The organism is Ruegeria sp. YTSA072, from assembly GCF_059610285.1.
The window spans coordinates 95,521-119,427 of record NZ_JBXWNI010000004.1 but is presented as its reverse complement, the minus strand read 5'-3'; the positions used below and the strand labels follow the sequence as shown (position 1 = coordinate 119,427).

The window sequence follows — 23,907 nt, the reverse complement described above, 5'->3', positions numbered from 1 at the left end:
ATGTCCATTGAAGTTCGAGTTCCCACGCTTGGCGAGTCGGTTACCGAAGCCACGGTTGCGACATGGTTCAAGAAACCCGGCGACGCCGTCGCGGTTGATGAAATGTTGTGTGAGTTGGAGACTGACAAGGTCACCGTTGAAGTCCCCTCTCCTGCCGCTGGCGTGATGGGCGAAATCGTCGCCGCCGAAGGTGAAACCGTTGGCGTTGACGCTCTGCTGGCCACCATCGCTGCAGGTGAAGGCGCAGCTCCTGCCCCGGTAGCCGCACCGGCCCCGGCGGCTGCGGCTGCTCCGGCGGCGTCTGGCGGCAGTGTTGACGTCATGGTGCCGACCTTGGGTGAATCCGTGACTGAAGCGACCGTTTCGACATGGTTCAAACAGGTCGGCGACAGCGTCGCACAGGACGAGATGCTGTGTGAGCTGGAAACCGACAAGGTCTCGGTCGAGGTTCCGGCCCCGGCTGCGGGTGTTCTGGCAGAAATCGTTGCCCCCGAAGGCGCAACAGTTGAGGCGTCGGCCAAACTGGCGGTGATTTCGGGCGCAGCGGCAGGGTCCGTCGCTGCTCCGGCAGCTGCGGCGGCAACCCCGGCTGCAGCAGCAAGCACCGGCAAGGACATCGCCAACGCGCCATCCGCCGAAAAAGCTATGGCAGAGGCCGGTTTGTCCGCGGATCAGGTCACAGGCACCGGTCGTGATGGGCGGATCATGAAAGAGGATGTTGCCCGCGCAGCGACTACGGCCGCGGCCCCGGCACCTGCGGCGGCAGCACCGGCACCGGCGCAAGCGCCTCGGGCACCGGTCGCAGCACAGGATGCCGCCCGCGAAGAGCGCGTGCGCATGACCCGCCTGCGCCAAACCATCGCCAAGCGTTTGAAGGATGCGCAGAACACTGCGGCAATCCTGACCACCTTCAACGAGGTGGACATGACCGAGGTGATGGGCCTGCGCAATGAATACAAAGAGCTGTTCCTGAAAAAGCACGGCGTGAAACTGGGCTTTATGTCCTTCTTCACCAAGGCGTGCTGTCATGCGCTGAAAGAGGTTCCGGAAGTCAACGCCGAGATCGATGGCACTGACATCGTCTACAAGAACTTCGTGCACATGGGCGTGGCCGCTGGGACGCCGCAAGGTCTGGTTGTTCCTGTCATCCGCGACGCCGACAGCATGTCCTTCGCGGATATCGAAAAGGCTATCGCCGAAAAGGGCAAGCGCGCTCGTGATGGCAAGTTGTCCATGGCAGAGATGCAGGGCGGCACCTTCACCATCTCGAACGGTGGCGTCTATGGCTCGCTGATGTCGTCACCGATCCTGAACCCGCCGCAGTCGGGTATCCTTGGCATGCACAAGATCCAGGACCGTCCAATGGTCATCAATGGTGAGATCAAGATCCGCCCGATGATGTATCTGGCACTGTCCTATGACCACCGGATTGTTGACGGCAAGGGCGCGGTGACGTTCCTTGTACGTGTGAAAGAGGCGCTGGAAGACCCGCGCCGTCTGCTGATGGATCTGTAATCATGGCAACACATGTACTCTGGCAAGCTGACGTGGCAGATTTTGATGTCTGGCTAAAGGTGTTCGAAGAAGACAAACCGATGAGAGAGGCCGCGGGCATCCGCGACCTCCATATCTGGAAAGACCCTGATCGCAAGGACCACGCGGTCGCGTTGTTCGAGATCACCGATCTCGACCGGGCCCAGAGCTTCATCGAATCCGAAGAGCTGGCCATGCACCACGAACGTGGTGGCGTGGCACATATCCAGACCAAGGTTCTGGACCCTGTCTGAAAGCATGAAGCTGCGCCTCCCCATTGGGGCGCGGCACGAACGGGTAACGCGATGACTTTCGACAGCTCAAAGGGAACCACTGGATGACCACGGAACTAACCGTCCTGGCCCTTGCCGCATTACTTTGGGTCGCGCAATTCGTGGTCTATCTGGCTGCAGGACACGGAAAGATTGACCTTGGCCTTGCGATTGGCCCGCGGGATATCCCCTTTGACAAACCGGGGGTTTCGGGGCGTCTGCACCGTGCCCTCAGCAACCACACCGAGGGGTTGGTTCTGTTCGCAATTGCGGCGCTTGTCGTGACGGTTTCGGGCCAGTCGAACGGGCTCACTGCGGCCTGTAGCTGGATCTATTTGATCGCCCGCATCCTCTACGTCCCCGCCTACGCAATGGGTGGGACGCCTTGGCGAACCGTGATTTGGATTGTTGGCTTGTTGGCCAACACCGTAATGTTGCTGGCGGCTGTCTTTTGATTCAGTCGCTGACATGGATAATGTAATGGGGAAACGCCCCGGCGTGCAGAAAATTGCCGCCGTCCCCGTAATCGATAAGGACCTGACACATGGCAAATTATGACGTTATCGTAATCGGATCGGGCCCCGGCGGCTATGTTTGCGCCATCCGTTGCGCGCAGCTGGGTCTGAAGACTGCCTGCGTCGAAGGGCGTGAAACTCTGGGTGGAACCTGCCTGAACGTCGGCTGTATCCCCTCCAAGGCGCTGCTGCATGCCAGCCATCAACTGCATGAGGCCGAACATAACTTTGCGAAGATGGGCCTGAAGGGCAAAAGTCCCTCGGTCGATTGGAAACAGATGCAGGGCTACAAGCAGGAAACGATCGATGGCAACACCAAAGGCATCGAGTTTCTGTTCAAAAAGAACAAAATCGACTGGCTGAAAGGCTGGGGCTCGATCCCCGCAGCCGGTCAGGTCAAAGTGGGTGATGAAGTTCACACCGCCAAGAACATCATCATCGCGTCCGGGTCCGAGCCTTCTTCGCTTCCCGGTGTCGAAGTGGACGAAAAGGTTGTCGTGACTTCGACCGGAGCTTTGTCTCTGAACAAGATCCCGAAAAAGATGGTCGTAATCGGCGCCGGTGTGATCGGACTGGAATTGGGCTCGGTCTATCAACGGCTGGGGGCTGAGGTGACTGTGATCGAATTCCTGGACGCGATCACTCCGGGCATGGACCCCGAGGTTCAGAAAACATTCCAACGTATCTTGAAAAAACAGGGCCTGAAATTTGTCATGGGCGCGGCGGTCCAAAAGACCGAAGCCACCAAGACCAAGGCCAAAGTTACTTACAAGCTGCGCAAGGATGACAGCGAGCATGTGATCGAGGCCGACACTGTGCTGGTTGCAACCGGGCGCAAACCCTATTCCGACGGTTTGGGTCTTGAGGCATTGGGCGTCGAAATGTCGCCGCGTGGTCAGATTAAGGTCGGTTCTGATTGGCAGACTAATGTTCCAGGCATTTACGCTATCGGCGACGTGACGGAAGGCCCCATGCTGGCCCATAAGGCCGAGGATGAAGGCATGGCCGCGGCCGAACAAGTCGCGGGCAAGCACGGCCATGTGAATTATGGCGTCATTCCGGGTGTGATCTACACCTGGCCAGAGGTCGCAAATGTGGGCGAAACCGAAGAAACCCTGAAAGAACAGGGCCGCGCCTATAAGGTCGGCAAATTCATGTTCATGGGCAACGGTCGTGCAAAAGCCAACTTGATGACCGACGGATTTGTAAAAATCCTAGCTGACAAGGAAACGGATCGCATTCTGGGCTGCCACATCATCGGCCCCGGTGCTGGCGATCTGATTCATGAAGTCTGTGTGGCGATGGAGTTCGGCGCCTCGGCCGAGGATCTGGCCCTGACCTGCCACGCCCACCCAACTTATTCGGAAGCCGTGCGTGAGGCTGCGTTGGCCTGTGGCGACGGACCGATTCACAGTTAATATGAAACCCCGGCCGCCGTCAGGTTGCCGGGGTTAACCACGCGTCCAGATAGATTTCTAACCTATCTGAAAAACTCTCTGCCTCATGAAGCGCGCAGAACTTCAGCGACATGGACTGAATAGCAAAGGCCTGAACCCCTTCGGCCAGCAGGTCGGGGGATATGTCTTTGCGCACCTTCGCGGTTTCCAACCAGTCAGCAACCAGTCTGACATAGCGTTCGAAGCAGCGCGCTATGGGCCCGATCTCGGTGATTGCCGTAGCGCCTGAGTACCGGATGATCAGATCAAACACATAGCGCTCGGACGTCATGAAGGCGTGGATCGGTTGCAGGGCATCGGCGATCTCGGGGGCCGTGCGTGGGACAGGACCTTGTTCGACCTGATCGAAACAGGTAACCAGCCTCTCACCAATCAGCATTTCCATTAGCGCGTCTTTGTCCCGGAAATGCGCAAAAAAGGTTCCCTTTGCGACCCCGGCTGCCTGAACCACGTCTTCCACCCGCAAAGCCTGATAGCCGTTTCTTTCGATAACGTCCTCTGCGGCCTTGATTAATCGGGCGCGCGTTTTGAGGGTTCTCTTTTGAACTGTCTTTTGCATATGCTCTGTTCGCATGTTTTTTGACCGTGGTCAAATTTTGTAATTGACCACGGTCATTTTTTCCAATTATAAACTGACCACGGTCATTTTTGGAGATTCGCGATGCAACCTAAGAAAATCCTGATCCTCGACGGACACCCAGGCGAAACCAGCCTGTCCCGAACATTTGCAGAAACCTATGCCGACGCGGCCAAACAACAGGGGCACGACGTTCGCATGATTCACCTAAGCGACTTGCAGTTTGACCATGACTTCGGTCAGGGAAACTATGAGGACTTCAAACCGTTGGAACCCGCATTGGAACAAGTGCTGCAGGATTTTGAATGGAGCGAACACCTTGTCCTGACGGCACCGATGTGGTGGGGCGGTTTGCCAGCCAAGCTGAAAGGTTTGATTGACCGGGCATTCATTCCCGGACGCACCTTCGACACGCGAAATACAACAAGGATTGGATTTCCAGCACCCATGCTGACAGGGCGCACGGCACGTGTCATCCTGACCTCTGACACGCCGGGTTGGTTCATGCGTCTGATCTACAGGCAAGCGCTGATCCGCCAGATCCGTGATCAGATACTTGGATTTGTCGGGTTCAAACCGACCCGGTTCACTTACTTTTCGGGTGCCAGCTATCCCAAACCCGGCAGCGTGGACCGCTGGATATCAAAGGTAGCCCGGATCGGTGCCGCGGCAGCCTGATCCCGCGCCTACCACATCGTCTTCGCGGCGCGCGCGCCCCATTCCTGATCATATTGCGTGCCGCCTTCCTCGCCGTCCGACGACTCGGCGAGGATTTCACCGACGGTCGGCACATGCGCGGTCTCGTCGCCACTGACCCAGGTACGGGCTCGCATCAAGGCGCGGGCGCATTGGGTGTAAATCTCAGTGATTTCGATTACGATTACTGTTGCTGGTTTTTTGCCCTGCTTTTCGAACTGCACGCGCAAATTTTCATCAGCTGTCACATGCGCCGTGCCATTCAATCGCACGACACTGTTGGACCCCGGCACCATGAACATCAACGACACTCGCGGGTCGCGAACGATATTACGCAGGCTGTCCAGCCGATTATTTCCGCGCCAGTCAGGCATCGCCAGTGTGTGCGGATCAAGTTCCAGTACAACCGGGCCGTCGTCACCTCGCGGGCTGCCATCGACACCCTCGGGCCCGACGGTGCTGAGGATGCACAGGCGCGACGCCATGATCCATTTGCGATAAAGCGGAGTGAGCTGTCTGGCCACTTTGCGCAGTGAAGGCGCGCCCGGTGTGCCGTAGAGCGCCTCAAGCGTTTCGATGTTCTTAATGAGCTCCATCCGGTTCAAACCCCACTTCTCGCATCAATGCATTGGATCGTGTTTCGATCACGTCTTCCAGACGTCCAAGAAATTGATCCCGCCCCACACCCGGTTCGATCGGGTCAAGAAAGTCGACGATTGCAAGACCAGGTTTGCGCATAACCCCGGTACGCGGCCAGAAAACACCAGCATTCGTCGCAACCGGCACACAAGGAAAGCCCAGTCCTTCATACAGAACTGCCGTCCCAACTTTGTAAGGTTTCTTCGCCCCCGGTGCGACGCGTGTGCCCTGCGGGTAAATCACAAGCTGCCCGGGTTCAGAGAACTCTTTAGCCACGTCTTTGACCATCTTGGCGACGGCAGCACCCTTTCTGCCGCGATCAACCGGTATACACCCAAGGCGGCGGGCATAGAGACCGATAACCGGGGTATACAGCAGTTCCCTTTTCATAATGAACTTGCCGTGCGGAATGGCGCTGAAAATCATGATGATGTCGAGAAAGGACTGGTGTTTGGCTCCAATTACGACCTCGTCCACTGGAACGTTTCCGCGAACCTCACAACGGATGCCAACCATCCAGCTGGCCAACCAGATCGTCGATCGCGCGTAGGTTTTACATGCCTGCAAAGCCCCGCGTTTGGTAAACAGCGCGTAAGGCGCGAAAACGATACCAAGGATCAGCATCCACGCATAAATCACGATCATGAAGATCAGAGAGCGCACCCATTGGATCGCTGTAGCCATCACGAAAGCTCCTTCAATTTGCGCACCGCCGCTGTCCAGGTGGCCAAGAACGCCACCGCAGCCCCCAGCAGAGGTATCAGCGCAGGCAACAGCCAGCCAACCCCCTGAAAACCCAATCCAGTCAGAAACCCGCCCTCTACCGAGGCTTCGGGCAACAGCAGAACACCGGTCATGCCGAACAGCACGCCGACCAGCGCACCGAAGAAAGCGCGATATGTGAACCGCCGTACAAATGCGCTGGCGATGAAACGATCACGGGCACCGACAAGGCGCAGGACTTCGATGATTTGGGCATTGGCCGCCAATGAGGCATTGGCCGCCAGCGTGATCATCGCCGCCGTTGCGCCGCCAATCAGCAGGATAGACACCCAGCCCAATCGCCGCAGCGAGTTTGCCGCCTCGACCAGCGGCTCGCGCCAGCGTGAATGGTCGTCCAGCACGGCGCCGGGCACTTCGGCGCCAAGTCGCAAGCGCAAGCCAGCGGTATCTAGACCCGGTTCGCCCTCGATGATTTCTATTAGTTGCGGAACAGGCAGAGTATCCAGCGGCAAATCAGGACCGAACCACGGGGACAAAAGCGCGACCTGTTCCTCTGCGGTCAGGGCGCGTGCCGACGCAACGCCTGGGGTTTGGGCCAGCACGGTCAGCGCGGCCTCGGTCTGGGCGGAAAGCTGTTCGGCGGGCGCGTTTATACGCAAAGTGGCAGCCCCTGCTAGTTCCGATGCCCAACGGTCGGCCAGCCGGCCTGATGCCAGCGACAAGGCAAGCGCGAAAACGGCCAGAAAGGCCATCGCGCCAGAAACGAACAGTGTCAGCTGCGCCGTGTAGCCGGATGGTGGAACAACCCGATCTGCGCGTTTGTCGCGCACCAGCATGCTGCGGATGGTGCCCTTGTTCATAGATCCGCCCCCGCCAATTGAATCTGGCGCTGCGATATCCGAAGGACACGGGCCTGAACCTGGCTTTTGGCCGCGCGGATTAGGCTCAGGTCATGGGTCGCGATCAGCACGGTCTTGCCCATCTTGTTCAACTCGACCAGCAGGCGCAGCAATCGCTGGGACATTTCCCAATCCACATTGCCGGTCGGCTCATCGGCCAGCACAACGTCCGGCGACAAGATAACCGCCCGCGCCAAAGCTGCGCGCTGACGTTCGCCCCCGGAAAGTTCCGGAGGAAGCGCATCAAGCCGTGTGCCCAGCCCGACCCAGTTCAGCAATTCCAGCAGGTCTTCTTTCTGCGCATTCTCGCCTTTGCCGGACACCATCAACGGTAAAGCGACGTTTTCAGCCAAGGTCATATGGTCCAGAAATCGGCAATCCTGATGCACGACCCCGATCCGGCGACGCAGCAGCGCCATCTGATCTCGGTCCAGGCGTGCAATGTCCTGCTCAAATGCGGTCATCCGTCCTGATGTGGCCAGCAACGCGCCATAACATAGCTTGAGCAAAGTCGTCTTGCCCGCACCCGACGGACCGGTCAGAAAATGGAACGACCCCGGCTGCAACTGAAGCGACACGTCGCTTAGCAACTCACCATCACCATAGGTGTAGCTGACGTTTTCCAGCTCGATCACAAGGGCCCCCAATTATTGTTGCCGCCCTTCTTGCCCGAGCGCGGTTGTGGTTTCAATGCCTGCACCGGGTCGAATTGGTGACACTTGCCGTGTGAAACCGAAAACACCCTTTGCGGTCAGGTCTTAACGGAATAACATCCCTGAAAAAACTATTATCAGGTCGGGCCCCCGACCGGGAGGCAGCATGCGTCTTACTTGTCCGAATTGTGGTGCTCAGTACGAAGTGCCAGACGAGGTCATTCCCGAGGAAGGCCGCGATGTGCAGTGTTCCAACTGCGAAAAGACTTGGTTTCAGGCCAAATACCCCGAAACTGCATCTGAACCGGTAAAGCCGGAACCGCCCGCGGACGAACCCGCGGCAAAGGCGGAAACGCCAGAGATTGTCGCGAAACCTGTCGAAGAGCCCAAATCAGAGCCCGAACCTGCCGCAGCTTCCTCGACTGGCAATGTCGACCCGGCGGTTGCCAACATCCTCAAGGAAGAAGCGGCCCGCGAAGCAGACCTGCGCGCCCACGAAGGCGGTAGCCTTGAGACGCAGACCGATTTGGCTCTCGACGCGCCGCCCGAAGTGGAAAAAACCGCTAAGGACCTGATCGCGACAGAAACCGCAAAGGATTTCGGTCAGAAAGACGCGCTGCCGGATGTCGAGGCAATCAATTCCAGCCTACGCAGCGACGACCCCCTGCCAAAGCTGGACGAGGACATGCCCCCGCCCGCCAAGTCTGGCGGGTTCCGGCGCGGGTTCCTGCTGATTCTGATTATCGGCGTGATCCTGTTGCTGATCTACAGCAATTCTCAGAAGATTTCCGAAGCGGTGCCGCAGGCTGACCCGGTTCTCAACAGCTATGTCTCTCTGGTGGATCAGGCGCGTTTGTGGCTTGAGGCACAGACCGGGTCTGGCACGTCTCAGAACTAATTGAGATCAGAATCTTTCTAACAGGCGCTTGAGGTATTCCAGTTCGATCTGGGGGCGATCCGATTCCCCAGTCCGGCGGCGGATTTCGTCCAGCAATTCGCGGGCGCGGCGATAGACATCTTCACCCTGCAGCAGGTTTTCATCGGTCGAGATTGTGCCATTGGCCCCTGGGGCGCGGCCCAGCGGATCACGGTTGTCGGCTTGCATGTCGCCTTCCTGCGAACCTTGGCCCGGCTGGTTCTGCTGGTTTTGTGCCAGCGCCTCGCCCAGGGATCGCATGCCCTCGCGCAGGGCCTCCATCGCTTCGGACTGTTGGTCGATTGCTTCGGCCAGATCATCGCCGCGCAGGGCTTCTTCGGCACCCTCCATCGCGCGCCCGGCACGGTCCAGCGCATCGCGCGCGGCGTCACCTTCGGGGGTTCCGGTTCCGGGCAATCCTTGTTGCTGGCGGTTCAGCTCATCGCGTAAGGCCTGTTGGCGATCTGCAAGTGACCCCTGGCCTTGCTGGCTGCCGCTGCCCTGTTCGTCAGTCCCCTGACCCTGACCGCCTTGTCCTTCGTGGCTCTGGCCCCGGCCCTGCCCACCCGAGCGGCCTTCGTTGCCCTGGCTTTCGCCGGCTTGCGCGCCGGGGTTGAACTGTTCCTGCAGATCACGGAAGGCTTGATCGCTCAGACCTTGCTGTTCGCGCAGAGTTTCGGCCAATCCTTCCATCGCCTGCTGGCCTTCGGACTGTTGTCCCTGACCCTGGCCCTGGGTAACGCGCATATTCTCCATCATCTGCTGGAACTCTTCCAGCGCTTGCTGCGCCTCGGCCATGCGGCCCTGTTCCATCAGCTCCTGAATTCGGTCCATCATGCGTTGCAGGTCGTCCTGCGTCATTTGCATGGACTCGCCGTCCTGACCTTGCTGGTTCTCGTCGAACTCGCTGTTTTCCTGCGCCAGACGTTGCAATTGGCGCATGTAGTCCTGCGTTGCCTCGCGCAGTTCCTGCATCAACTCGGCGATCTCTTCATCCGTGGCACCGTTTTTCATCGCCTCTGTCAGGCGCTCCTGCGCCCGGCGCATGCGTTCCAGCGCGTCGGCAAGGGTACCGTCTTCTATCAGAACACCTAGCTCCCAAAGCGCCTCGGCGATTTCTGCCTGCTGTTCCGGTTTCAGGCCGTACTCGTTGAACATCTCCAAACGGCGCAGGATCACGCGCAGGCGCAGATAGGCGGTGTCGGACCGGAAAAGCTCTTCGGGCAAGTGCGATACCGCCCGCAGCATTTGCGAAACCCGGGTCGCGTTTTCGCGCGTCCACAGCAGATCGCGGCGCTGTTCGATCACGGCGGCGGCCAGCGGGTCAAAGAACCGGCGCGCGGGCAGCGCAGTCGCATAAGGCTCGGATTGCCCCTCTTGATCCGCCGCGTCTCGGGCCATCAGGGTTACTTTTACCGGCAAATGCGCCCATGGATGCTGTGAAAAATCCTCGATTAGATCTTCGGTGAAATCCGCCCGATCACCGGTGATCGGCATGGGCAGTTCAACCTTGATGACCTCGCGCGGCTCAGGCGCAGAGGTCAAACCATACCGGCGGTCGACCGAGGCCAGATCCAGTTCGATCACCGCCGAGCCGGATACCACGCCATAATCATCGCTGGCAGCAAATGGCAGTTTCATCTGACCGCCGGCCTCGGACTCGGCGGAACCGGCCACGGCCACCTGTGGGCGGGTATCCGCAATAACGTTCAGCGCCCAATCGCGGCCCGATGGGCCGTCGATTTTGAACTGGCCCGAGCGTTCGACGACAAAATCCTGGTCCGGCTCGGTGGCCGCCTCAGTGCCCAAAGGCGTGGTGGTTTCCGTCAAACTGTGCGCGCCGATTTCCCCGTAGAAGCGAAGAGTGATACGACTGCCCTGCGGAACGGACAACGTCGGATCGGATTGATCAGCCAGATACAGCGTCGGTAGCCCGGTGTAACGCGGCGGCTCAACCCAGCCTTCCCAGCTGGGCCCTTGCCCTGCCACAGCAGCGCCCGGCGTCATCTCGGCCACCGAGCCGATGCGCCAGAACGACCCGAACATCGCCGCGATCACCAGCGCCAGCAGTGCTGAATAACGCAGCGCATAAGGGTCGCGATCCGCCAGCCGCAAATCGGGTTTGACAGGTTCCGCCTGCGCAACACGTCGCGCCATCCTATTCTGGTGCGCGCGCCACAACGCGACAGAATCCGTGTCCATCGCGCCGATGGCCTGATCATCTATCAAAGCTTGGATAGGCCGCCCCGGCATCGCCGCATCCAGCCGCATCAGCGCTTCGGCACGTGAAGGGAAATGGAATCGCCTTGCACCAACAAACAGCGTAGCGGCCAATCCCAGCAATGCTACGGCGCCCACACCCCAGACGATTTCAACGCGGACCTCGTCCTGCAAGCCCAGCATCAAAGCCGCCAGAATCGCCATCAAAACCGAGAAAAACGGCCAAAATGCCCGCAAGAACTGCTCGGCCAGCATCCCTGCGTGCGTCAGCCACAGGGACAGTCTTGGGATCGGCAGGTTGTGTTTTGCGCGCAAAGCGGGCCTCCTGATCGGGCCCACGCGCCTATCGCGTCAAAGCCACTCAGGTATGGTATCGCGGTTTATGATTTCGTCAAAGCTCGGGCGTTCACGAATAACTGCAAATTGATCCCCGTGCACCAGAACCTCGGGGATCAGGGGGCGGGTATTGTATTCGCTGGACATCACCGCGCCATAGGCCCCGGCGCTGCGGAACGCGACCAGATCGCCCGGTGAAAGGGGTGGCATGTTGCGTTCCTTGGCAAAGGTATCACCGCTTTCGCAAACCGGGCCGACAATGTCATAGGGTTGCTGTTCAACACCCGGGGCGGGTTCTTGCACGGCCACAATATCGTGATGCGCCTCGTACATCGCCGGGCGGATCAGGTCGTTCATCGCCCCGTCGAGGATCAGAAAATCACGGCCCTCGCCGGATTTCACGTAAATTACCTTGCTGACCATCAGACCGGCGTTTCCGGCAATCAGGCGGCCAGGTTCGATCTCGATCTCGCAGCCCAGACGGCCCAGCGTTTTCTTGATCAACGCGCCATACTCCACCGGCAACGGTGGTGCGTCATTGGCGCGGGTGTATGGAATGCCCAATCCCCCGCCCAGATCAAGGCGTCGGATATTGTGTCCCTCGGACCGCAGCTTTTCGGTAAGTTCGGCGACTTTGGTGTATGCCATCTCGAACGGCTCTAACTCGGTCAGTTGCGAGCCGATATGGACGTCGATACCGATCACCTCCAGCCCCGGAAGGCTGGCTGCGTGGGCATAAACCTCAGATGCGCGTGCGATCGGGATCCCAAACTTGTTCTCAGACTTGCCAGTCGCGATCTTGGCATGGGTCTTGGCGTCTACGTCCGGATTCACCCGAACGGTGATCGGCGCGACCACACCCAGTTCCAACGCGATGGCGTTGATCACTTCCATCTCAGGTTCGGATTCCACGTTGAACTGGCGGATACCGCCGCTCAGCGCAGCGCGAATCTCATCCGCGGTCTTGCCAACGCCCGAGAACACGATCTTGTCGCCCGGCACGCCAGCCGCCTTGGCACGCAGGTATTCCCCGCCCGAGACCACGTCCATCCCCGCACCGGCCTGTGCCAGCGTCTTCAGGATCGCCTGATTGCTGGCCGCTTTCATGGCATAGCAGACTAGATGGTCCATCCCTTCCAGCGCGTCATCAAACAGCTGGAAGTGCCTCAACAGCGTGGCGGTGGAATAAACATAAAACGGTGTTCCGACCGCGGCTGCGATTTCGGAAATCGGGACATCCTCGGCGTATAGCGCGCCGTCGCGGTAGAGAAAGTGATCCATGACTGCGCGCTTAGACCAAAATGACCACGCGGATCAATGGATTCCGCGCAAGATCAGTTCGATGTGGAAACACCGACCCGGCCATAGCCCGAGATTTTGATGCCGTTCCCGGTTGATGTCTCTGCGGGCTCGGGGCGGGGTTTATATGTTGGGTCGCAAGCTGCCAGTACGACAAGCGAGAGGATCAGGCCGATGATTTTCATTGTTTTGACTTCTTTTTTGAATTTGGCACTCGGCCACTATGCCGTTCAAATAGGCATGGTTGTGCGAGATTGCCATCGACGATTACAACCCTAGGAAAACGCCCAGCCCACCGCGTCGCAGGCCGACCCCGACACCGCCATACGTGCCGCTGCTGCCAACACCGATATTTGCGCTCATCGTGGGTTGGATGGGTTCGCCGTCTGCTCCGCAGCCGGCCAGGACAACCCCGGCCGAAATAAGAAGCACCACACGTAGTATCTGCATCACACCAGCGCCTTCCACCGCTTGACCTGCGCACGCACCTGACCCGGCGCGGTGCCACCATAAGACTGGCGTGAGTTTACCGAATTTTCGACGGTAAGGACAGAATAGACATTGTCGGTGATGTCCGCATGGACCGATTGCATGTCTTCCAGCGTCAGATCAGGCAGGTCACAACCCTTGCTTTCGGCCATGGCGACCAGCGATCCGGTAACGTGGTGCGCGTCGCGGAACGGCAGGCCCGGCACACGGACCAGCCAATCGGCCAGATCGGTCGCGGTCGAGAAACCAGACCCTGCGGCGGCAGCAAGGCTTTCACGGTTGGCGGTCATGTCCTTGACCATGCCTTCCATCGCGGCCAGAGCCAGCATCCAATTGTCGGCGGCGTCAAAGACCTGTTCCTTGTCTTCCTGCATGTCCTTTGAATACGCCAGAGGCAGGCCCTTCATCACCATCATCAGCGCAGTATTCGCACCGTAAATCCGACCCACTTTGGCACGGATCAGTTCCGCGGCATCAGGGTTCTTTTTCTGCGGCATGATTGACGAACCGGTCGAGAACCGATCGGACAGCGTAACAAACCGGAACTGAGCCGATGACCAGATGACCAGCTCTTCGGCAAAGCGCGACAAGTGCACAGCGCAGATTGAGGCGGTCGACAGGAACTCGAGCGCGAAATCACGGTCGCTGACCGCATCCAGTGAGTTGGCGGCGGGGCGGTCAAAGCCCAGCGCCTCAGCCGTCATCTGACGATCGATGGGGAAGGACGTTCCAGCCAGCGCGGCTGCACCCAAGGGGGATTCGTTCATCCGGGCGCGGGCATCGCGAACGCGGGACAGGTCGCGGCCAAACATCTCGACATAGGCCATCATGTGATGGCCCCATGTGACGGGCTGCGCAACCTGCAAATGGGTAAAGCCGGGCATGACCCAATCAGCACCAGCCTCAGCCTGCGCCAAAAGCGCGCGGATCAGGGCCAGCAGGCCGGATTCAGCCGCATCAAACTGATCGCGGACCCATAGTTTGAAATCGGTCGCCACCTGATCATTGCGCGACCGGCCTGTGTGCAAACGGCCTGCGGGTTCGCCAATCACCTCTTTCAGGCGCGCCTCGACATTCATGTGGATGTCTTCTAGCGCGGTCGAGAACTGAAATTCTCCGTTCTGGATTTCTGACAAAACAGTGAGCAGCCCTTCCCGAATAGCCTGCGCATCACTATCAGTTATAACACCTGTGGCAGCCAGCATGGCGGCATGGGCACGCGAGCCTGCAATGTCCTGGGCTGCCATCCGCTGATCGAACCCGATCGAGGCATTGATCGCCTCCATGATCGCGTCTGGACCGGCGGCAAAGCGGCCGCCCCACATCTGGTTCGAAGATTGATCGGTCATGTAAGAAAACCCGGAGTTGATATGCGCCTATTTCGTCTGATCCCCCTTTATATGGCCCTTGCGTTGGGTGCAAACGCGGCTTTGGCCACGGATGCCGAAACTCTGGCACCGCTTCGGGAGGACTCCTTAAAACGGCTGATCCTGCACAAAGAGCCAAAGCCAGTCGAAGCAGTTGAATTTCAGCTTGAGGATGACGGCGGCACCGCGACGCTTGCGGATTACAAGGGCAAGTATGTTCTGTTGAACTTCTGGGCCACCTGGTGCGCGCCGTGTCGCAAGGAAATGCCCCAGATCGCCGAGCTGCAAGAAGAATTCGGCGGCGACAAGTTCGAGGTCGTGACACTGGCCACCGGGCGCAACTCGCCAGCCGGGATCAAGAAGTTTTTCGAGGAAAACGGCATCGACAACCTGCCACGTCATCAGGACCCCCAATCGGCAGTTGCACGCAAAATGGGCGTGATCGCCCTGCCAATCACTGTCATTCTCGACCCCGACGGCAACGAGATTGCCCGCCTGATCGGAGATGCCGAGTGGAATTCGGACAGCGCCAAGGCCATCGTTTCAACCCTTGTCGAGGGCAACAGCTGAAGCATCAGGCCTTCCTGAACGTTTTGTGTTATGCTGAAACCGGCCCAGATGGGCCGGTTTTCGTTTGCAACCTGAAGGAAGGGGAGACGACGATGAAACCGGTAGTTCTGTTGATTGGAAAATTGCCCAACGTGATCGGTGATGTTGCGCGTCAATTGGATCACCTTCCGATCCAATGGCTTGGCGCGCATGATCAGGAAGAAGTCAAACGGCAGCTGGACGAAGAGCCGCGCATCGCCTGCGCGATCATGGGTGCCGGTCTTGATGACAGGATACGCGGCGAGATGGTGGGCATCATTGCGGCGCGCAGGCCCGATATCTGTATTCACCTAAAGGATCGCGCCTCGGGCCCGGACGGGTTGGTGCCGTTTGTCCAGCGAGTTGTCCAGTATGAGGTTCTGGACAGTCTGGAACATAGCTGACGCGACGCCACCTTTGACAGCCTGCCTGCCGCTTTGCACTCTGCCGTGCAGGAGGACGGAATGCCGCTTGAAATTCTATTGGTTCTGGTGGTCGGAGGCATCGCCGGGATAACCTTGTTGCTGCACCTGACAGGTAGATCCCGATTGCGCGTGTTATCGCCCGAATTGGCGTGGTCAGAATGGCTGCGCCATGCGCCGGATGATTCGATCATCGATGTCACCGTTGCACATGACGGGCACGCGGCCCTGATCCGAACCGAAACAGGATATGGTCTGCTGTGGTCTTTTGGCGCAGACACCGTTGCCCGGCACCTGCTGGACTTTGATCTGCTGGATCACCCGCAAGGGTTCGAGGTTCAATTCCACGACTTTGGAACGCCCAAAGCCATAATCCACCTTGATGAACGCGAACGCCGCCACTGGCAGCACCTGATGGAGCCCGCATGACCGACCACGTGACATTTCCGGACGCCGTGCAGTGGGCCGTCCCCTTTTTCATAGCTGCCATTCTGGCCGAGTTTCTGTGGATCGCCGTCAAAGGACGCGGTGGCCGCTATGAGACGCGGGACGCTGTCACATCGCTGATCATGGGGGCTGGCAACATCGCGTCCGGCTTTCTGTTGGGGTTCATCGCCTATGCATTCTTCATGTGGCTGTGGCAGATCACGCCGCTGAACCTGGGCACCTCTATCCCCGTTATCCTTCTGTGCTTTGTGCTGGATGATTTCCGCTACTACTGGGTGCACCGCTTTGGTCACCGCATTCGCTGGGTCTGGGCCAGCCACGTGAACCACCACAGCTCGCAACACTACAACCTGACCACCGCCCTGCGTCAGACATGGACCTATACGTTTACCTTCATGATGGTAGTTCGCGCGCCTTTGATCCTACTAGGTTTCCATCCGGCGATGGTACTGTTCGTCGGTGGTCTGAACCTGATCTACCAGTTCTGGATTCATACCGAAGCCATCGGCAAGATGCCCCGCTGGTTCGAGGCGGTGATGAACACGCCCAGCCACCACCGCGCCCATCACGGTCGCAACGCGCGTTATCTGGATTGCAACTATGCTGGCGTTTTCATCATCTGGGACAAGATGTTCGGAACATTTGTCCCCGAACAGGAAGATGACCACGTCGACTATGGGCTGGTGCACAATATCGGCACCTTCAATCCGCTGCGCGTGGCCTTTCACGAATGGGTTGGAATTTGGCGCGACGCGACACAACCGGGCCTGACAATACGTCAGCGACTGGCTTACTGCTTTGCACCCCCGGGCTACAGCCATGATGGCAGCCGGGACAATTCCGAACAGATCAAGGCCAAGCATCTGGACCGCCACCCGGAAGATCGTGGAACGCCCGGATTCGAACAATTCGACACCAAACAGCCTAAAACGCAAGCAAAACAGGCCTGATGCCGCCGACCCAATCGACCCGTTTCTTGAAATCCGGCCCTCGCGTCCCATATCCAATCGATGTGTGCAGTGCGAGTAACCGGAGGCAACATGACCAGACTGACAACCCTTTCCACCGTTATGGGTCTTACCGGAGTGGTGCTCGCAATGTTGACGGCTCTGGCTGGCGGTGCGACCGGAATCGTCGCGTTGGGCTTTGGCATGATGCTTTTGGGGTTCATGGGTGCGGTGGTCGGTGGTTTTGCAGCGCTGGGACGCATCTGGGAAACGACACGTTGACCCAAGCCTGACTTCAATCAATTGCGTTTGCTTTAACCGCAGATTCACACCTTTCCTCTGAAATCGTCACCGGACCGGCGGCGTTAAGGGAAACGGGTTGCACATGCGGAAGAAGGTACTGGCAGATTTGCCCGAAGGTGGGGACAGCCCCTTGAACGCGGCTGTCAAATCCCGCGATGCCTCGACGATTGAAATGGCGACCGAGGCGGTGAAGCACAAACAGTGCAAACTGGCCTTTCAACCTGTGATGCTAGCGAACAGGCAGCATGACGTCGCTTTCTATGAAGGGTTCATCAGAGTGCTAGATGAAACCGGTCGGGTCATCCCTGCGCGCGAGTTCATGCCACAACTGGAAAACACTCCAATCGGGCGCGAACTGGACTGTGTCGCGCTTGAAATGGGATTGCGGACGCTGACCAAAAACCCCGACATTCGCCTGTCCATCAACATGTCTGCCCGTTCGATCGGTTACGCGCGATGGTCACGTGTGCTGGAGCGGTTTCTGAAGAAAGACCCCAATATCGGCGAAAGGTTGATTTTGGAAATCTCAGAAAGCTCGGCTATGACGGTGCCTGAGCTGGTGATCGATTTCATGGACCGGCTGCAGCCGCGCGGCATCGCCTTTGCGCTTGACGACTTTGGGGCCAGCAATTTCAGCTTTCGCAATTTTCGCGAGTTTTTCTTTGATGCTGCCAAGATCGACGGCCAGTTCATCCACGGAATCGGCGAAAATCGGGACAATCACGCGTTGGTACGGGCCCTGATCGCCGTGGCGCGAGAATTCGAGATTCTGGTGACCGCCGAATCAGTCGAAACACAGAAGGATGCCGAATTCCTAATTGCCAACGGCGTCGACTGCCTGCAGGGGTTCCTGTTTGGCCCCCCGACCGTTTCCGCCCCATGGAAGGCGGAAAAACCCAAGCGTACAGCCAGTTAGCGTGATTTGGCCGGTCCACACCCGACCTGAGGCAAGCTGACCGTTGCTGCAACTGCAGCGTTGCGCTATGCCATGTGGAGTTGGAGCGGGGAACATGAGGCGCTCTCACTGCCACAGAGTTGTCTCTGTGCGATCCGCGCCGTCGAATATCCCGCAGGACCTTGACGGTAAAGGATTGTCTAAATGACCAACGTAGTAATCGCATCCGCCGCGCGCACCGGAGTGGGCAGCTTTGGCGGCTCGTTTGCAAACACACCCGCGCATGATCTTGGGGCCGCCGTACTGGAGGCTGTAGTAGAACGCGCAGGCGTGGAAAAGGGCGAAGTCAGCGAAACCATACTGGGACAGGTGCTGACGGCAGCTCAGGGTCAGAACCCCGCCCGTCAGGCACATATCAACGCTGGTCTGCCGCAGGAAAGCGCAGCCTGGGGTATCAATCAGGTTTGCGGCTCGGGCCTGCGCGCCGTGGCTCTGGGTGCTCAGCACATCCAACTGGGCGACGCCGAAATCGTTGCTGCCGGTGGTCAGGAAAACATGACTCTTTCGCCCCACGCCGCCGCTCTGCGTGCCGGTCAAAAGATGGGCGACATGAAATACATCGACACAATGATCCGCGATGGTCTTTGGGATGCGTTCAATGGCTATCACATGGGCCAGACCGCTGAAAACGTCGCCGAGAAATGGCAGATCAGTCGTGACATGCAGGACGAATTCGCCGTCGCTTCGCAGAACAAGGCTGAAGCCGCGCAAAAGGCTGGCAAGTTCGCCGACGAAATCACACCCTTCACCATCAAGACCCGCAAGGGCGACATCGTGATGGACGCTGACGAATACATCCGCCATGGCGCCACCATGGAAGCGATGGCAAAGCTGCGTCCGGCCTTCGCGAAGGACGGTTCGGTCACGGCCGCAAACGCATCCGGCCTGAATGACGGCGCGGCGGCGACCCTGCTGATGTCCGCCGAAAATGCTGAAAAGCGCGGAATCGAGCCACTGGGCCGTATCGCATCCTATGCAACCGCCGGTCTGGACCCGTCGATCATGGGCGTAGGCCCAATCTACGCTTCGCGCAAAGCACTGGAAAAAGCGGGCTGGTCCGTTGACGATCTGGATCTGGTCGAGGCCAACGAAGCCTTCGCCGCTCAGGCCTGCGCCGTGAACAAGGACATGGGCTGGGATCCGTCGATCGTGAACGTGAACGGCGGCGCAATTGCCATCGGCCACCCGATTGGCGCGTCTGGCTGCCGCGTTCTGAACACGCTGCTCTTCGAAATGAAACGCCGCGACGCGAAAAAAGGTCTGGCGACCCTCTGCATCGGTGGCGGCATGGGCGTCGCCCTGTGCGTGGAGCGCGACTAAGTGCTTTGACAAGCGAATAGAAAAGGGCGTCCCTTGGGCGCCCTTTTTTGTTACATTGGGTCCTTAACCCAAAGATGCGACGATATTGCCACGCGGAATTTAGAGAATCATGACGAAACAATATTGCGCACGATCACCTCTCAAAGTAACAGCATTACCAAGACGACTTTAATTGGAGGATTCCTAAATGGCACGTACAGCACTCGTTACCGGCGGCTCCCGCGGCATCGGCGCAGCAATTTCCAAGGCGCTCAAGGCCGAAGGGTACAATGTTGCAGCCACCTATGCGGGGAACGACGAAGCCGCCGCGAAGTTCACCGAAGAGACCGGCATCGCCACCTACAAGTGGAACGTCGCTGATTACGACGAATCCAAAGCCGGAATTGAAAAAGTCGAAGCCGAGGTTGGCGCGATCGACATCGTGGTTGCAAACGCGGGCATCACTCGCGACGCGCCGTTCCACAAGATGACCCCCGAACAGTGGCACCAGGTGATCGACACCAACCTGACCGGCGTGTTCAACACCGTGCACCCCGTCTGGAACGGAATGCGCGAGCGCAAGTTTGGTCGCGTCATCGTCATCAGCTCGATCAACGGTCAGAAGGGCCAGTTCGCTCAGGTGAACTATGCTGCGACCAAAGCGGGCGATCTGGGCATTGTTAAATCGCTGGCGCAAGAAGGCGCGCGTGCAGGCATTACCGCCAACGCGATCTGCCCCGGCTATATCGCAACCGAGATGGTGATGGCTGTTCCTGAAAAAGTCCGCGAATCCATCATCGGCCAGATCCCAGCTGGTCGCCTGGGCGAGCCGGAAGAAATCGCGCGTTGCGTGGCGTTCCTGGCATCCGACGATTCTCAGTTCATCAATGGTTCGACAATCTCGGCCAACGGAGCACAGTTCTTCGCCTGATCCGAAGCGCTGAAAAGACAACGGGCCGGTCCATTGCGGACCGGCCCTTTTTTATCCCGTAAGAACGCGCGCGCTGCGCTCAGCGGGAACCGAATAGCCACATAAGGGCGTGTTTGATCATCTTGCCACGTTCAGCATGGGCCCGCTGAAAGGCGCGGGCAGCTGCGGGGTTGGTCGTTATTTCGATCATGGCAGTCTTCCTTTCAGTTCAGCTGTGTTTGACTTGAACCCAATATGCGCCTTATCAAGAAAGACGGCAAACGAGCTTTCTTTGAGTTTCAGTTAAGATATTCTTGCGTATTGATGAGCGACTATCTTCCCCCGCTAACCGCCCTGCGTGCCTTTGACGCCGCAGCACGCCACATGTCCTTTGCCAAAGCCGCAGAGGAGCTGCGCGTGACCCCGGCAGCCCTGTCTTTCCAGATCAAATCACTGGAGGAACATCTGGGCCGGCCCTTGTTTCACCGCTTGAACCGCGCGGTTGAGTTGACCGAGGCCGGACGCGCCCTTGCCCCCGGCGCGGCCGAAGGATTCGCCGCACTGCAGACGGCATGGCAAGCTGCGCGCCGACAGGGCAACGATACCTCGCTGACCGTGACAGCAGGCCCGGCGCTGACAGCCAAATGGCTGGCACCGCGCCTGTATGAATTTGCACGGGCGCATCCCGAGATTGACCTGAAATTCTCGGCAACGTTGCGGATTATGGATCTTGAACGCGATGACGTGGATGTGGCCATTCGATTTGGTTACGGGGGGGATGAAGGATTGTATTCCCTGCAAGTTCGCAAGGAATGGCTGACCCCGGTGATGACACCAGATCTGGCCGAGCAATTCCCCACCCCCGACAGCCTGCGGGACGCACCATTGATCTTTGACGATTCGATTGCGTTCCTACAACCGCCCAGCGATTGGCCGACCTGGTTCCGCGCGGTCGGAGTGGATTATGCCCCAACGCATGGGGCGCATTTTTCGAACGCAGACCACGCAATTGATGCTGCGGTTGCGGGCGTTGGCGTGGTACTGGGTCGCCGGGCTATGATCTTGAAGGACCTTACCGAGGGGCGTCTTGTTGCTCCGTTCAAAACGGCTATCGAAACACAAGGCCGGTTTCGGTTTCTGTGCTTGCCAGGTGCAGAAAACAGGCCCCAAATCGCCGCTTTCCGCGACTGGTTCATGGCCGAAATTGAAAAGACCGCGCATATCTCGGACGATTTCAACATCATCCCGGTCGAAGAGATTCAAAGCCCATGACCAAATCGCGCGCTACAGCCATCGGGTTTGCCGCCGTCTTGCTGTGGTCGCTGCTGGCCTTGTTCACCGTCGGGTCATCCCCAACGCCGCCACTGTTGCTGAATGCAATCTGCTTTTCTATTGGTGGAACACTTGGCCTGATCTGGACCTGGCGCAGCGGTGGGTTGCGGCAATTGCGGGACGTGCCGTGGACTACCTATCTGTTCGGCACAGTCGGGTTGTTCGGCTATCACGCACTATATTTCTCGGCCCTGCGCATGGCTCCGGCGGCCGAGGCTGGTCTGATCGCATATCTCTGGCCATTGCTCATTGTGCTGTTTTCCGGACTTTTACCGGGCGAACACCTGCGCATCGGACATTTGTTCGGCGCGTGCCTTGGGTTCGCAGGGGCCGCCGTGATCATCGCCGGGGGTGGCAGCACCGGGTTTCAGACCGACCACCTGCCAGGCTACGCGTTGGCCTTGTTATGTGCGCTGACATGGTCTGGATACTCGGTCCTGTCGCGTCGGCTGGGCGATACACCAACCAGCTCTGTCGCCGTTTTCTGCATTGCGACTGCCATCGCGTCCGCCGCGCTGCACCTAGCTGTCGAAGATACCGTCTGGCCTGACAGTGCCTTTGGCTGGGCGTCAGTGATCGCCCTAGGTCTGGGGCCGGTGGGGTTGGCGTTCTATGTCTGGGATATTGGGGTCAAGCAAGGCGACATACAGCTTTTGGGGACGGCGTCGTACGCGGCACCCTTGTTGTCTACGCTAGCTTTGGTTGTGGCCGGGATCGCCGCCCCATCCTGGGGTCTGGCGATCGCGGCCCTATTGATTACTGGCGGCGCGGCCATTGCCGCGCGGGCGAGTATGAAAACCTAGGCTGACAGGCGTTCGATCTCTTCTTTTAGCCTTAGTTTTTGTTTTTTGAGTTGAGCAATATGGAGATCATCGATGCCTGGCGAGCGTTGGGCTTGTTCAACTTCAAGACCGAGAGTTTCGTGCTTTTTCTTCAGTTCGGTCAGATGTGCGCTCACGCTCATGGCGATACTCCTTCGTTGGTGTCTCAGGTTCACGTAAGAAGTTGACCACATCGTTTCCAGCCTGTCACGCCGCAGACGCACAGAATCTGTAATAAATCCGACAAATTCGGCTGGTTAATGCCTATTGATCAGAAAACCCCGGCAGCGAGGCCCCTTCGCGCAATACGTCTGAGACCTTTGGCGTATAACTTTCCCCATCACGTTCGTGCCGATCCCCGTCGTGTAAAACGACCGGCGCATGCAGCTGAAAATCGGCGCGGCCACCCTTTCTGGCCCGTAAAATTACCAGTTCGGCCTTACGACCGGCTCTGGCAGCCAGCGGCAGGATTTCGACCGATCCCAGCCGCCCTTCGCACGCCATCAGAATGTCTGGAAGGCGGTTGGCTTTCTGGATCATATGCAAGTACCCGCGGGGCGCGAGGCGCTTGGCCGCGCAGTCAATCCATGTCTCCAAAGGCGTTTGCTCGCCCAACGCAATACTACGCCCGGTGTCATCGGCCGGGCTATGCGCGCCAGCACGGTAATAAGGCGGGTTTGCGAGTACATGATCGAATTGCCGCTGTTTGAGCGTAGCTGGCAATGCACTGATATCGGCCTCGACTACCTCTAGCGGCGCGTCATTTTCCGCGGCGTTTCGGCGTGCCAATTCTGCATAGCTTGCCTGTAACTCGACCCCAACGGCCTGCAGACCCGGCACACGGGCCAGCAGGCACAGGATCGCGGCACCCGCGCCGCAGCCCAGTTCCAGCACAGTGTGACCACGTGTCGCCGGGACCGCCGCTGCCAGCAGAACCGGGTCAACACCTGCACGATACCCTGCGCGTGGCTGACACAAACGCACACGCCCGCCCAGAAAGTCATTTTTGGTCAATTCACTATCGGAAAACAGGTTCATCTGCCCAGCGGGATTTCGTTGTCACGCATTACTCGTTCTGCGCGGGTCAGGTCGTCGGCTCGCACCATCAGGCGGCGCGGAAAGATTCCTATGCCTCCTTCGAGGATGCTCATATTTACGTCCATCTGAAAGCAGTCTATATCCTCGCCCTCAAGAAGGGCAGAAGCAAAGGCCAGAATCGTCGGATCGGTGCTGCGCAAAAGTTCTTTCATGGGGATGGATGTAAGGGCAAGGCAAGGCGGAAGTCGAGCCTT

The 23,907-nt window shown here is 58.6% G+C and carries 29 protein-coding genes; 16 read left to right on the top strand and 13 right to left on the bottom strand.

Annotated features, from left to right (window positions below; all coding sequences use genetic code 11):
* The 4 genes from odhB (at position 1) to lpdA (ending at position 3,738) form a co-directional block, all read left to right on the top strand.
* Positions 1–1,515 carry a 2-oxoglutarate dehydrogenase complex dihydrolipoyllysine-residue succinyltransferase gene (gene odhB / locus AC2FIB_RS09525; protein WP_496734338.1) on the top strand — a complete coding sequence of 505 codons (1,515 nt, stop codon included), beginning with the start codon at positions 1–3 and terminating at the stop codon, positions 1,513–1,515.
* Between the two features lie 2 nt (positions 1,516–1,517).
* A complete protein-coding gene (locus tag AC2FIB_RS09520) occupies positions 1,518–1,787 on the top strand; it encodes a hypothetical protein (protein ID WP_058273540.1) in 270 nt (89 codons plus the stop codon).
* A gap of 83 nt (positions 1,788–1,870) precedes the next feature.
* Positions 1,871–2,260, top strand: coding sequence for an MAPEG family protein (locus AC2FIB_RS09515; RefSeq protein ID WP_496734336.1), 390 nt, complete (start codon positions 1,871–1,873; stop codon positions 2,258–2,260).
* A gap of 89 nt (positions 2,261–2,349) precedes the next feature.
* Positions 2,350–3,738: a dihydrolipoyl dehydrogenase gene (lpdA, locus tag AC2FIB_RS09510; RefSeq protein WP_480794965.1), complete on the top strand. Its 1,389-nt coding sequence runs from the start codon at positions 2,350–2,352 to the stop codon at positions 3,736–3,738.
* 19 nt (positions 3,739–3,757) lie between these two features.
* On the opposite strand, the gene AC2FIB_RS09505 is transcribed toward lpdA, so the two are convergent.
* Positions 3,758–4,336: a TetR/AcrR family transcriptional regulator gene (locus tag AC2FIB_RS09505; RefSeq protein ID WP_496734335.1), complete on the bottom strand. Its 579-nt coding sequence runs from the start codon at positions 4,334–4,336 to the stop codon at positions 3,758–3,760.
* 102 nt (positions 4,337–4,438) lie between these two features.
* Here AC2FIB_RS09505 and AC2FIB_RS09500 point away from each other — a divergent pair, with 102 nt between their 5' ends.
* Positions 4,439–5,032, top strand: a complete 594-nt coding sequence (locus AC2FIB_RS09500) for an NAD(P)H-dependent oxidoreductase (RefSeq protein ID WP_496734334.1) — start codon at positions 4,439–4,441, stop codon at positions 5,030–5,032.
* An 8-nt stretch (positions 5,033–5,040) separates the two neighbouring features.
* On the opposite strand, the gene AC2FIB_RS09495 is transcribed toward AC2FIB_RS09500, so the two are convergent.
* The 4 genes from AC2FIB_RS09495 to AC2FIB_RS09480 are packed head-to-tail and all read right to left on the bottom strand — an operon-like array spanning position 5,041 to position 7,946.
* Positions 5,041–5,646, bottom strand: coding sequence for a pyridoxamine 5'-phosphate oxidase family protein (locus AC2FIB_RS09495; protein ID WP_496734332.1), 606 nt, complete (start codon positions 5,644–5,646; stop codon positions 5,041–5,043).
* Positions 5,633–6,373: a lysophospholipid acyltransferase family protein gene (locus AC2FIB_RS09490; RefSeq protein WP_496734331.1), complete on the bottom strand. Its 741-nt coding sequence runs from the start codon at positions 6,371–6,373 to the stop codon at positions 5,633–5,635. The genes AC2FIB_RS09495 and AC2FIB_RS09490 overlap by 14 nt, the downstream gene beginning before the upstream one ends.
* Positions 6,373–7,272, bottom strand: coding sequence for a cell division protein FtsX (locus AC2FIB_RS09485; protein ID WP_496734330.1), 900 nt, complete (start codon positions 7,270–7,272; stop codon positions 6,373–6,375). The genes AC2FIB_RS09490 and AC2FIB_RS09485 overlap by 1 nt, the downstream gene beginning before the upstream one ends.
* Positions 7,269–7,946, bottom strand: a complete 678-nt coding sequence (locus AC2FIB_RS09480; protein ID WP_058273548.1) for a cell division ATP-binding protein FtsE — start codon at positions 7,944–7,946, stop codon at positions 7,269–7,271. The genes AC2FIB_RS09485 and AC2FIB_RS09480 overlap by 4 nt, the downstream gene beginning before the upstream one ends.
* 184 nt (positions 7,947–8,130) lie before the next feature.
* Here AC2FIB_RS09480 and AC2FIB_RS09475 point away from each other — a divergent pair, with 184 nt between their 5' ends.
* Positions 8,131–8,862: a zinc-ribbon domain-containing protein gene (locus AC2FIB_RS09475; protein ID WP_496841968.1), complete on the top strand. Its 732-nt coding sequence runs from the start codon at positions 8,131–8,133 to the stop codon at positions 8,860–8,862.
* Between the two features lie 6 nt (positions 8,863–8,868).
* On the opposite strand, the gene AC2FIB_RS09470 is transcribed toward AC2FIB_RS09475, so the two are convergent.
* The 5 genes from AC2FIB_RS09470 to argH form a co-directional block, all read right to left on the bottom strand.
* Positions 8,869–11,415: a TIGR02302 family protein gene (locus tag AC2FIB_RS09470; RefSeq protein ID WP_496734328.1), complete on the bottom strand. Its 2,547-nt coding sequence runs from the start codon at positions 11,413–11,415 to the stop codon at positions 8,869–8,871.
* A 36-nt stretch (positions 11,416–11,451) separates the two neighbouring features.
* On the bottom strand, positions 11,452–12,717 hold the full coding sequence (lysA, locus tag AC2FIB_RS09465) for a diaminopimelate decarboxylase (protein WP_496734327.1): 1,266 nt from the start codon (positions 12,715–12,717) through the stop codon (positions 11,452–11,454).
* 53 nt (positions 12,718–12,770) lie between these two features.
* Positions 12,771–12,920 carry a hypothetical protein gene (locus tag AC2FIB_RS09460; protein ID WP_186437433.1) on the bottom strand — a complete coding sequence of 50 codons (150 nt, stop codon included), beginning with the start codon at positions 12,918–12,920 and terminating at the stop codon, positions 12,771–12,773.
* An 82-nt stretch (positions 12,921–13,002) separates the two neighbouring features.
* A complete protein-coding gene (locus AC2FIB_RS09455; RefSeq protein WP_282120098.1) occupies positions 13,003–13,185 on the bottom strand; it encodes an argininosuccinate lyase in 183 nt (60 codons plus the stop codon).
* Positions 13,185–14,573 carry an argininosuccinate lyase gene (argH, locus tag AC2FIB_RS09450; protein ID WP_496734326.1) on the bottom strand — a complete coding sequence of 463 codons (1,389 nt, stop codon included), beginning with the start codon at positions 14,571–14,573 and terminating at the stop codon, positions 13,185–13,187. The genes AC2FIB_RS09455 and argH overlap by 1 nt, the downstream gene beginning before the upstream one ends.
* Before the next feature lie 21 nt (positions 14,574–14,594).
* On the opposite strand from argH, the gene AC2FIB_RS09445 reads away from it, so the two are divergent.
* From AC2FIB_RS09445 to yddG, 10 genes are all read left to right on the top strand, one after another.
* The gene (locus tag AC2FIB_RS09445) at positions 14,595–15,161 is read left to right on the top strand and encodes a TlpA disulfide reductase family protein (protein ID WP_058273552.1); all 567 of its coding nucleotides are present in this window, start codon (positions 14,595–14,597) and stop codon (positions 15,159–15,161) included.
* A 92-nt stretch (positions 15,162–15,253) separates the two neighbouring features.
* Entirely contained in the window at positions 15,254–15,583 is a 330-nt protein-coding gene (locus AC2FIB_RS09440; protein ID WP_058278908.1) for a hypothetical protein, read from the top strand.
* A gap of 60 nt (positions 15,584–15,643) precedes the next feature.
* Positions 15,644–16,030, top strand: a complete 387-nt coding sequence (locus tag AC2FIB_RS09435; protein WP_496734325.1) for a hypothetical protein — start codon at positions 15,644–15,646, stop codon at positions 16,028–16,030.
* Positions 16,027–16,998, top strand: a complete 972-nt coding sequence (locus AC2FIB_RS09430; RefSeq protein ID WP_496734323.1) for a sterol desaturase family protein — start codon at positions 16,027–16,029, stop codon at positions 16,996–16,998. The genes AC2FIB_RS09435 and AC2FIB_RS09430 overlap by 4 nt, the downstream gene beginning before the upstream one ends.
* 90 nt (positions 16,999–17,088) lie before the next feature.
* Positions 17,089–17,277, top strand: coding sequence for a hypothetical protein (locus tag AC2FIB_RS09425; RefSeq protein WP_282120095.1), 189 nt, complete (start codon positions 17,089–17,091; stop codon positions 17,275–17,277).
* 103 nt (positions 17,278–17,380) lie between these two features.
* Positions 17,381–18,214 carry an EAL domain-containing protein gene (locus AC2FIB_RS09420; protein ID WP_496734321.1) on the top strand — a complete coding sequence of 278 codons (834 nt, stop codon included), beginning with the start codon at positions 17,381–17,383 and terminating at the stop codon, positions 18,212–18,214.
* A 183-nt stretch (positions 18,215–18,397) separates the two neighbouring features.
* Positions 18,398–19,573 carry an acetyl-CoA C-acetyltransferase gene (locus AC2FIB_RS09415; RefSeq protein WP_109312924.1) on the top strand — a complete coding sequence of 392 codons (1,176 nt, stop codon included), beginning with the start codon at positions 18,398–18,400 and terminating at the stop codon, positions 19,571–19,573.
* A 187-nt stretch (positions 19,574–19,760) separates the two neighbouring features.
* Positions 19,761–20,483, top strand: a complete 723-nt coding sequence (gene phbB / locus AC2FIB_RS09410; protein ID WP_496734320.1) for an acetoacetyl-CoA reductase — start codon at positions 19,761–19,763, stop codon at positions 20,481–20,483.
* A gap of 303 nt (positions 20,484–20,786) precedes the next feature.
* Entirely contained in the window at positions 20,787–21,734 is a 948-nt protein-coding gene (locus tag AC2FIB_RS09405; protein ID WP_496734318.1) for a transcriptional regulator GcvA, read from the top strand.
* Positions 21,731–22,597, top strand: a complete 867-nt coding sequence (yddG, locus tag AC2FIB_RS09400; RefSeq protein WP_496734317.1) for an aromatic amino acid exporter YddG — start codon at positions 21,731–21,733, stop codon at positions 22,595–22,597. Before AC2FIB_RS09405 ends, yddG begins: the two co-directional genes overlap by 4 nt.
* Here the strand turns inward: yddG and AC2FIB_RS09395 are convergent.
* From AC2FIB_RS09395 to AC2FIB_RS09385, 3 genes are all read right to left on the bottom strand, one after another.
* The gene (locus AC2FIB_RS09395; RefSeq protein ID WP_082637184.1) at positions 22,594–22,758 is read right to left on the bottom strand and encodes a YdcH family protein; all 165 of its coding nucleotides are present in this window, start codon (positions 22,756–22,758) and stop codon (positions 22,594–22,596) included. The two genes, yddG and AC2FIB_RS09395, sit on opposite strands and share 4 nt — an antisense overlap.
* Before the next feature lie 121 nt (positions 22,759–22,879).
* Positions 22,880–23,653, bottom strand: coding sequence for a tRNA1(Val) (adenine(37)-N6)-methyltransferase (locus AC2FIB_RS09390; protein WP_496734316.1), 774 nt, complete (start codon positions 23,651–23,653; stop codon positions 22,880–22,882).
* Entirely contained in the window at positions 23,650–23,865 is a 216-nt protein-coding gene (locus AC2FIB_RS09385) for a putative signal transducing protein (protein WP_037316655.1), read from the bottom strand. The genes AC2FIB_RS09390 and AC2FIB_RS09385 overlap by 4 nt, the downstream gene beginning before the upstream one ends.
* Positions 23,866–23,907: the final 42 nt, after the last annotated feature.